Annotated in this window: 2 protein-coding genes and 1 pseudogene; all 3 read left to right on the forward strand. The window is 60.1% G+C overall.

What is annotated here, in order from left to right:
* Window positions 1–1,050 (forward strand): annotated as a pseudogene (locus AAAB16_RS08940) (alpha-1,4-glucan--maltose-1-phosphate maltosyltransferase); the annotation flags it as partial.
* A 10-nt stretch (window positions 1,051–1,060) separates the two neighbouring features.
* Window positions 1,061–4,399: a maltose alpha-D-glucosyltransferase gene (treS, locus tag AAAB16_RS08945; RefSeq protein ID WP_340663016.1), complete on the forward strand. Its 3,339-nt coding sequence runs from the start codon at window positions 1,061–1,063 to the stop codon at window positions 4,397–4,399.
* A partial coding sequence (gene glgB, locus AAAB16_RS08950; protein ID WP_340663017.1) for a 1,4-alpha-glucan branching protein GlgB occupies window positions 4,396–6,015 on the forward strand: 1,620 nt, incomplete at its 3' end. The genes treS and glgB, both read left to right, overlap by 4 nt.

Raw genomic sequence — 6,015 nt, forward strand, 5'->3', positions numbered from 1 at the left:
GCCCTGGACTTCGCCATTCAGTGCTCGCCCGACCACCCGTGGCTTAAAGAGCATCCGGGTTGGTTTAGCTGGCGCCCTGACGGCACGATCCGCCACGCCGAGAATCCGCCGAAAAAATACGAAGACATCGTTAACGTCGACTTCTACGCCAAAGACGCTATTCCCGGCCTGTGGCTGGCGCTGCGCGATGTGGTGAAAGGTTGGGTGGAAGAGGGCGTTACCCATTTCCGCGTCGATAACCCGCACACCAAACCCCTGCCGTTTTGGGAGTGGCTGATTGCCGATATCCGCAGCACCCACCCGGAAGTCATCTTTCTCGCCGAGGCCTTTACCCGCCCGGCAATGATGGCGCGTTTGGGCAAGGTTGGTTACAGCCAGAGCTACACCTACTTCACCTGGCGCAATACCAAGGCCGAGCTGGAAACCTATTTCACCGAGCTGAATGAAGCGCCATGGCGCGATTGCTACCGGCCGAATTTTTTTGTGAATACCCCGGATATCAACCCGGCGTTTTTGCACAACAACGGCCGCGCCGGTTTTCTCATTCGTGCGGCGCTGGCGACCATGGGCTCAGGCCTGTGGGGCATGTATTCAGGCTTTGAAATCTGCGAGTCGGCGCCGGTGCCGGGCAAAGAGGAGTACCTCGATTCCGAGAAGTACGAGATCCGCCCGCGCGACTACCAACAGCCCGGCAATATCGTTAGCGAAATCGCCCAGCTCAACCGTATTCGCCGGCAAAACCCGGCGCTGCAAACCCACCTGGGGCTGAAGGTGTTCACCTGCTACAACGACAACATCTTGCTGTTCGGCAAACGTACTGCCGACCTCAGCAATTTCATTCTGGTGGCGGTCAGCCTTGACCCCCACAACGCCCAGGAAGCCCATTTTGAACTGCCGCTCTGGGAGTTCGGCCTGCCTGACGATGCCAGCCTGCACGGTGAAGACCTGATGACTGGGCACACCTGGACCTGGCACGGCAAAACCCAATGGATGCGTATAGATCCGGGCTACCAGCCCTTCGGGATCTGGCGTGTGCGCACGACCAATTAAGGGACTAATGATGAGCGAACCGACTAAAGCAAAAAGCAAAAAGACCCGCCGCCCCGCCGCCTTTATCCAAGACCCGCTCTGGTACAAAGACGCGGTGATTTACCAGGTGCATGTGAAGTCGTTCTATGACTCCAACAACGACGGCATCGGCGACTTCCCAGGGCTGATCGAAAAGCTCGATTACATTGCCGACCTGGGTGTTAACACCATCTGGCTGCTGCCGTTTTACCCGTCGCCACGCCGCGACGATGGCTACGACATTGCCGAGTACCGCGACGTTAGCCCCGACTACGGCACCATGGCCGACGCCAAGCGCTTTATTGCCGAGGCCCATGCCCGCGGCATTCGGGTAATTACCGAGCTGGTGATTAACCACACCTCGGACCAACACCCGTGGTTCCAAAAGGCCCGTCGGGCTAAGCCTGGCTCCAAGGCGCGGGACTTTTATGTGTGGTCCGACAGCGACCAGAAGTACCCGGAAACCCGCATTATTTTTCTCGACACCGAGAAGTCCAACTGGACCTGGGACCCGGTCGCCGGCCAGTACTTCTGGCACCGCTTTTATTCGCACCAGCCGGACCTGAATTTCGACAATCCGCAGGTGCTCAAAGAAGTGCTTAGCGTGATGCGCTTCTGGCTCGACTTGGGCGTCGATGGCCTGCGTCTGGACGCCATTCCGTACCTGATCGAGCGCGAAGGCACCAACAACGAAAACCTGGCCGAAACCCACGTGGTGCTGAAGAAAATTCGCGCCGAGCTGGACGCCACCTATCCCGACCGTATGTTGCTGGCCGAGGCCAACCAATGGCCGGAAGACACTCAGCTGTATTTCGGTGGCGAAGATGGCGGCCCCGGCGACGAATGCCATATGGCGTTTCACTTCCCGCTGATGCCACGCATGTATATGGCTATTGCCCAGGAAGACCGTTTCCCGATCACCGATATCCTGCGCCAGACCCCGGAAATTCCGGCCAATTGCCAATGGGCCATTTTCCTGCGCAACCACGATGAGCTGACCCTGGAAATGGTCACCGACCACGAGCGCGATTACCTGTGGAATTACTACGCCGCCGACCGCCGCGCGCGGATTAACCTGGGCATCCGTCGCCGTTTGGCGCCGCTGGTAGAGCGTGATCGCCGGCGTATCGAACTGCTTAACAGCATGCTGTTGTCCATGCCCGGTACGCCGACCCTGTATTACGGCGATGAAATCGGCATGGGCGATAACATCTTTCTCGGCGACCGCGACGGTGTGCGCACGCCTATGCAGTGGTCGATCGACCGCAACGGCGGCTTCTCCCGCGCCGACCCAGCCAGCCTGGTATTGCCGCCGATCATGGACCCGCTGTACGGCTTCCAAAGCGTCAACGTTGAAACCCAGCAGCGCGACACCCATTCGCTGCTGAACTGGACGCGGCGCATGCTGGCCATCCGCAAACAGCAAAAAGCCTTTGGTCGTGGCACGTTGAAAATGCTCGCACCATCCAACCGCCGCATTCTTGCCTATGTGCGTGAATACACCGGTGAAGACGGCAAACAGGAAACCATTCTGTGTGTGGCCAATATGTCCCGCGCGGCCCAGGCGGCCGAGTTGGACCTCGCGGCGTTTAACGGCATGGTGCCGGTGGAAATGGTCGGTGGCACTTCGTTTCCGCCGATTGGCCAACTGCACTACCTGCTAACGCTGCCGCCGTACGGCTTCTACTGGTTCCTGCTGGCCGAAGAGGCGCAAATGCCGGCGTGGCATGTGGCGCCAGTGGATCGTATGCCGGACTTGCCGACCTTGGTGGTCAAGCGCGATTTAAGTGAGCTGAGCCAGTCGCGCACCAGCCTGACCTTAAGCCGCGAGTCGTTGCCGGCGTATCTGCCCAAACGTCGCTGGTTCTCCAGCCTGGATGCCGGCGCGGCCGCCGAATACAAACTGCTGTACGTCGTACCGTTTGGCGAACTCAGCGTGCTCAGTGAAGTGGAAGTGCGCAGTGGCGATCAGGTGGAGCATTACCAACTGCCGCTCAGCTATGTGGCGGAAAACACTCCCGGCAGTACCGTGCCGCAGCAACTGGCTTTGGCGCGTTTGCGCCGGGGCAGGGAAGTGGGCTTGCTGACGGATGCCTTCACCTTGCCGGAGTTCAGTGCGCAAGTGGTGCGTTACCTGCGTGAAGGCCAAGTGCTGAGCCAGGCCGGCAGCGAGCTGCAATTTCTGCCAACGCCGCAATTGCAGGAACTGGCGGATAACCCGGATGCGGAAATCAGACTGGTGTCTGCCGAACAGTCCAATAGCTCGGCGCTGATTGGCGACAGCATGGTGCTGAAATTGGTGCGCCGCGTAATGCCAGGCGTGCACCCGGAAACGGAAATGGGCGGTTATCTCACCGCGCAAGGCTTTGCCAATATTCCACCGCTGTTGGGCGAAGTGCGCCGTGTCGACTCGCAAGGTGTGCCGCATACCTTGATGGTGTTGCAGCGCTTCCTTAGCAACCAAGGGGATGCCTGGCAGTGGACGCAAAACACCTTGGAACGCGCAGTGCGTGATCAACTGTCCGCCCCAGCGGTTAAAGCGGACGACGGCAGCGTGGCGCCCGCGTCCCTGGAACTGGCGACCTTTGCCCGCATGCTCGGCCGTCGCTTGGGCGAGATGCACACCGTACTGGCGCAAAAAACCGACAACCCGGACTTTGGCGCGATCACCACCACCCAGCAGGACGTAGCCGAGTGGACCAGCAATATCAGCGCGCAATTACAGGAAGCCTTGGCGGTAGTGGCCAGCAGTTCCAGCGCCGATCCGGAAAGTGCGAAATGGCTGGCCGAGCACAGCAAGCAATTGCTCGCGGCGGTGAAAAAACTCTGCAAACAAAGTGTCGGTGGGCTGCGTATTCGCGTGCATGGCGACCTGCACCTGGGCCAAGTGCTGGTGGTGCAGGGCGATGCCTTCTTGATCGACTTTGAAGGTGAACCAACCCGCAGCCTGCAAGAGCGCCGTACCCGCCACAGCCCATTGAAAGACGTGGCCGGTATGGTCCGCTCGTTCGACTACGCCGCAGCTATGGCCATTCGCAATACACAAAGCACCGATGCTTCGCCGCAAGCCGAAGCCGTGCGCCGTGAAGTGGCTGCCGAGTACCGCAGCCAGGCGCGCACCGCGTTCTTGCAAGCCTATAGCGTGGCCGCGGCTGATATTCCTCACGCCTGGCATGAGCGCGGCGGTGAAGAGGCCGCCTTGGCCCTGTTCAGTGTGGAAAAAGCTGCCTACGAAATTCTTTATGAAGCCCGCTACCGTCCCGACTGGCTGAATGTGCCGGTGCAAGGGCTGGTGGAACTGGGCCAAGACCTATTGCGGAGTGGACGATGATTGATTTGAAAGTGCTGGCGCCGCGTCACGACGATCCGCTGGAAGGGCAGATCCAAGCGTTAGTGCGCGCCGAGCATAATGACCCGTTTGCCTTTCTCGGCCCGCATAACGACGAGCAAGGGCCGATCATTCGCGTGTACTTGCCTGGCGCCATGGGCGTTGAGCTGATTGATGCGGCCAACGGCGACAACCTTGGCGCATTGGCCCAAGGTTCAGTGCCGGGCTTCTTTACCATTCGCCCCCTCGACCAGCGCCCGTACCGCCTGCGGATTCGCTGGGGCGAGGGCGAGCAGGAAATCGAAGACCCATACAGCTTTGGTCCGCAGCTGGGGGAAACCGATATCTACCTGTTCAGCGAGGGCAACCACCGCGAACTGGGCAAAAGCTTTGGCGCGCAGGTTATGGAGCAGAACGGCATCCCCGGCGTGCGCTTTGCCGTGTGGGCACCGAATGCGCGGCGGGTGTCTGTGGTCGGCCATTTCAATGGCTGGGACGGGCGCCGCCATGTTATGCGTGCGCGCCATCCTTCGGGGGTATGGGAGTTGTTTATCCCGCGTTTGCAGCCGGGCGAAGTGTATAAATACGAAATTCTCGGCGCCCATGGCGTGCTGCCGCTCAAGGCCGACCCCATTGCCTTGGCCACCGAGTTGCCGCCGGCCACGGGTTCTGTGGTGTCGAAACCCCTGGACTTCACCTGGAATGACCAGCAATGGATGGACAACCGGCAACACGGCCAAGCCCATAACCAACCGCTGTCGATCTATGAAATGCACGTCGGCTCCTGGCGCCACCATGAAGATGGTCGCGTGCTCAAATGGGGCGAATTGGCCGATCAGCTAATTCCCTATATCCACGAGCTTGGTTTCACTCACGTTGAGCTGATGCCAATCATGGAACACCCATTCGGCGGCTCCTGGGGCTACCAACTGCTCTCGCAATTTGCCCCCAGCGCCCGCTACGGCAGCCCGGAAGACTTCGCCGCGTTTGTCGACCGCCTGCACGGCGCTGGCATTGGCGTCATCCTCGACTGGGTGCCGGCGCATTTCCCCACCGACAGCCACGGCCTGGCCCGTTTCGACGGCACCGCGCTGTACGAATACGCCAACCCGTTCGAGGGCTTCCACCAAGACTGGGACACCTTTATCTACAACCTCGGCCGCAACGAAGTGCACGGCTATATGCTCGCCTCGGCGCTGCACTGGTTGCGCCAATACCATATCGACGGCCTGCGCGTAGATGCCGTGGCGTCGATGCTCTACCGCGACTACTCGCGCAAAGACGGTGAATGGATCCCCAACCGCCACGGTGGCCGGGAAAACCTTGAAGCCATCGACTTCCTGCGCCACCTCAACGACGTGGTCCACACCGAAGTTCCCGGTGCCCTAGTGATTGCCGAAGAATCCACAGCCTGGCCCGGCGTCAGCGCCGACACCCAGGGCGGCGGCCTGGGCTTCGCCTACAAATGGAACATGGGCTGGATGCACGACAGCCTGAAATACATCGCCGAAGACCCGCTCAACCGCCAGCACCACCACGACAAACTGACCTTTGGCTTGCTCTACGCCTTTACCGAGCAATTTATCCTGCCCATCTCCCACGACGAAGTGGTACACGGC

Origin of the sequence: Pseudomonas sp. (assembly GCF_037994325.1) — a bacterium.
Classification (GTDB): Bacteria; Pseudomonadota; Gammaproteobacteria; order Pseudomonadales; family Pseudomonadaceae; genus Aquipseudomonas.

What these genes read in the sequence shown, in the direction of transcription:
- treS (WP_340663016.1), top strand. Translation starts at nt 1,061, where the DNA reads ATGAGCGAACCGACTAAAGCAAAAAGCAAAAAGACCCGCCGCCCCGCC.